This window comes from Sphingomonas bacterium, assembly GCF_903644135.1.
In the GTDB taxonomy this organism is placed as follows: domain Bacteria; phylum Pseudomonadota; class Alphaproteobacteria; order Sphingomonadales; family Sphingomonadaceae; genus Sphingomonas.
Window position 1 is genome coordinate 1 of record NZ_CAHJXA010000291.1, and the last position, 3,657, is coordinate 3,657.

3 protein-coding genes and 1 pseudogene are annotated in these 3,657 nt (G+C 69.1%); 1 reads left to right on the forward strand and 3 read right to left on the reverse strand.

Features of this window, described 5'->3' with window-relative positions:
• A pseudogene (locus HUU96_RS15200) lies at nt 1-159 on the forward strand (spermidine synthase); the annotation flags it as partial.
• A 191-nt stretch (nt 160-350) separates the two neighbouring features.
• On the opposite strand, the gene HUU96_RS13145 reads toward HUU96_RS15200, so the two are convergent.
• From HUU96_RS13145 to HUU96_RS13155, 3 genes are all read right to left on the reverse strand, one after another.
• Nucleotides 351-815: a GNAT family N-acetyltransferase gene (locus tag HUU96_RS13145; protein ID WP_174293212.1), complete on the reverse strand. Its 465-nt coding sequence runs from the start codon at nt 813-815 to the stop codon at nt 351-353.
• Between the two features lie 102 nt (nt 816-917).
• The gene (gene acs / locus HUU96_RS13150) at nt 918-2,864 is read right to left on the reverse strand and encodes an acetate--CoA ligase (protein ID WP_174293213.1); all 1,947 of its coding nucleotides are present in this window, start codon (nt 2,862-2,864) and stop codon (nt 918-920) included.
• 48 nt (nt 2,865-2,912) lie between these two features.
• A partial coding sequence (locus tag HUU96_RS13155; protein WP_174293214.1) for a helix-turn-helix domain-containing protein occupies nt 2,913-3,657 on the reverse strand: 745 nt, incomplete at its 5' end.

A 3,657-nucleotide genomic window follows, 5' to 3' on the forward strand; every position in this document is an offset into this window, starting at 1 on the left:
CTGGCACCGGGCGGCATCCTGGCGGTGTGGTCGGCCGCCCCCGACGCGCGCTTCGCCCGCCGGCTGGGCGAGGCGGGGTTCGCGGTCGAAGAGGTCGCGGTGCGCGCGCGCAGCAACGGCAAGGGGCCGCGGCATGTGATCTGGTTTGGGAGGAGGTAGCGGCAAAAGTCACATAAAGTCATACCGACGCATAGTCCGTTCGACCTCGGACAAGGCGGCGGCGAGACATTCATGTCCGGCGATGAAGCGAGTGGAGAGCAAAGCATGAGGGGCCATGACAACCCGAGGGGCTGTAGGATAGCAAGAACCTGCCGGCGGATCGTCGCGTAGGCGTCGGCTCGCCGATGCGGTTACAGACGAAAACCGAGAAACGATGCGCCGGGAACTGGATTGAAGGAAACTGGCTCGGCCGGCACGAAGCCAAAAACGGCGTATAGCCGACGGGCGGATGCCGACTTCGCCATCACGTCGAGCCGCATTTCACGGTAGCCGACCAGCCGAGCCTCCGCGATCAGTCGGTCGACCAGCGCGTGACCGAGGCCGCTGCCCCGCGCTCCGGCCCGGACGTAGAGCCGCTTCATTTCGCATATCTCCGCATTCACTCGACGATAGGCGATGCAGCCGACAATCTCGCTCTCCCGCTCGGCGAGCAATACGCATCCTCTGGGCGCCGCATATTTGTCGGGCACGGCCGCGAACTCGGCGTCGTTACCCTGATAATCCAGATTGACCGGAGAACGGGCGATGAATTCCTGCCAAATGGTCAGGACCGACGCCGTATCGTCGGGAAAGATCGCGTGCCTGATAGTCGTCACGAGATGACCGGCTAGCCGACGATCGTGGCAGGATTGGGAACAGGCGCGTGTCCGCCCGAGCAGGTGCCGGAGAGGCGGGGCCGACCAACTTCGGCCGCTCGCTCACCCCACCCGGTTCGCCACCAGGTCCTCTACCACCGCCGGGTCCGCCAGCGTGCTCGTGTCCCCCAAACTCGACACGTCGCCCTCGGCGATCTTGCGGAGGATGCGACGCATGATCTTGCCGCTCCTCGTCTTGGGCAGGCCGGGGGCGAATTGCAGCGCGTCGGGGGTGGCGATCGGGCCGATCTCGCGGCGCACCCAGTCCTTCAGCTCTTTCGCCAGCGCCGCGTCGCCGGTCTCGCCCGCCTTCAGCGTCACATAGGCGTAGATGCCTTGGCCCTTCACCGCGTGCGGCATACCGACCACCGCCGCCTCGGCAACCTTGGCGTGCAGGACCAGCGCCGACTCGACCTCGGCGGTGCCCATGCGGTGGCCGCTGACGTTGATGACGTCGTCGACCCGGCCGGTGATCCAGTAATAGCCGTCGTCGTCGCGGCGGCAGCCGTCGCCGGTGAAATACGTCCCCGGATAGGTCGTGAAATAGGTCTGGAAGAACCGCTCGTGATCGCCCCACACGGTGCGCATCTGCCCCGGCCAGCTGGCGGTGACAACGAGATTGCCCGCCGCCGCGCCATCCAGCACCACGCCCTTCTCGTCGACCAGCGCCGGCTGGACGCCGGGCATGGGCAGCGTCGCGCTGCCGGGCTTGAGCGGCGTCGCGGCGGGCATGGCTGAGATCATGATGCCGCCGGTCTCGGTCTGCCACCAGGCGTCGACGATCGGGCAGGCGCCGCCGCCGACGACGTCGTGATACCAGCGCCACGCCTCCGGATTGATCGGCTCGCCGACCGACCCGAGCAGCTTGAGGCTCGCGCGGCTGGTGGCGTGGACCGGAGCGTCACCCTCCTTCATCAGCGCGCGCAGTGCGGTGGGGGCAGTGAACAGCGTGTGCACCTGGTGGCGGTCGACCACCTGCCAGATGCGGCTGGCATCGGGCCAGTTAGGCAGCCCCTCGTACATCAATGTCGTCGCGCCGCAGGCGAGCGGGCCGTAGAGGATGTAGCTGTGTCCGGTCACCCAGCCGATGTCGGCGGCGCACCAGAACACCGTGCCGGACCGGTAGTCGAAGGCGAGTCGGAAGGTATACGCCGCCCATAACAGGTAACCTGCGCTGGTATGGAGCACCCCCTTGGGCTTGCCGGTCGAGCCGCTGGTGTAGAGGATGAACAGCGGGTCCTCCGCCGCCATCGGCTCGGGCGGGCAATCAGCGGCGATCCCTTCGGCTGCCTCGTGATACCAGACGTCGCGCGGCCCCATCGGCACGGCGGCACCGGTCGCGCGCACGACGATCACCTTCGCCAGGCCCGGCGCTTTCTCTGCGGCGGCGTCGACATTGGCCTTGAGCGGCACCCGCTTGCCGCCGCGCCGCCCCTCATCGGCGGTCACCAGCAAGGTCGATCCGCAATCCTCGATCCGCCCGGCGATCGCGTCGGGGGAGAAGCCGCCGAACACCACCGAATGGATCGCGCCGATCCGCGCGCAGGCGAGCACCGCAAACGCCGCCTCCGGGATCATCGGCAGGTAGATGGTAACGCGGTCGCCCTTACTAGTGCCCTGCGCCTTCAGCACGTTGGCGAAGCGGCACACCTCGGCATGAAGTTCGCCATAAGTGAAGCGGCGCGGCTGCTCGCCGGGTTCGTCCGGTTCCCAGATCAGCGCGGTCTCCTCACCGCGCTCCGCCAGATGCCGGTCGAGGCAGTTGGCGGCGACGTTTAGCACGCCGTCCGCGAACCACTCGATGCGGAAGTCCGCCTCGTCGAACGACCAGTCGCCTGCCCTGGTCGGCGGCGTCACCCAGTCGAGGTCGCCGGCGCGCTCCAGCCAGAAGCCGTCGGGATCGTCGACTGACCGCGCGTACAGCGCGGCGCGCGCATTGGCATCGACGGTGCCATGCTCGCGCCAATAGGCGGGAACGGCGTAGCTCGCCTCGCGGGTCTCGTCGGTCATGGCCTCTCCTCGCGCGCTTGTGGCAGCGCCGGCGCAACCCGCCAAGCCTCACGTCACCCGATAGGGGACGATCCGCCGGATCGCCGGCTCGACGGCGATGGCGCGGTCGGCGGGCGGGAAGGCACGCTGGTCGCAATCGGTGCGCGGGCACAGCCGGCAGGAGATGCCGATCGGCGTCGGCGGCCCCGTCCGGTCAATGGCATCGGCATAGACGAAATCCGCCGCGTGCGCCGCCTCGCAGCCCAGCGCCACCGCATAGCGGCGCGGCGCGCGCGCGAACCGCCCCGACGGCTTCACCAGCCCCTTGGCCATCGATACGTAGCGCACCCCGTCGGGGGTGGCGGCGTGCTGGACCAGGATGCGGTCGGGGATCGCGACCGCCTCATGGACGTGCCACAACGGGCAGGCCCCGCCGAACCGCGCGAACTGGAGCCGCGTCGCCGAGTGGCGCTTGGTGATGTTGCCGGCCATGTCGACCCGGCAGAAATAGAAGGGGATACCCGCCGCCCCCGGCCGCTGCAGCGTCGACAGCCGGTGGCACGCCTGCTCGAAGCTGACGGCGAAGCGCCGGCTCAGCCGATCGATGTCGTGGCGCAACTGGCGGGCGGCGGCGCGGAAGGCGGCATAGGGCATCACCAGCGCGCCGGCGGCATAGTTGGCGAGCCCCACCGCAAGCAACCGCCGTGCCTCTTCGCCCGGCAGCGCGGCATCGGCGACGATCGCGGCGATCGGCTCGGCGAACGCCAGCGCGGCGAGGCGGTGGGCGGCGAGGAAGCGGCGGCTTTCCGCCGGC

Excerpts from the sequence above, each read along its gene's own strand:
- acs (WP_174293213.1), bottom strand. The coding sequence starts at position 2,864 with ATGACCGACGAGACCCGCGAGGCGAGCTACGCCGTTCCCGCCTATTGG.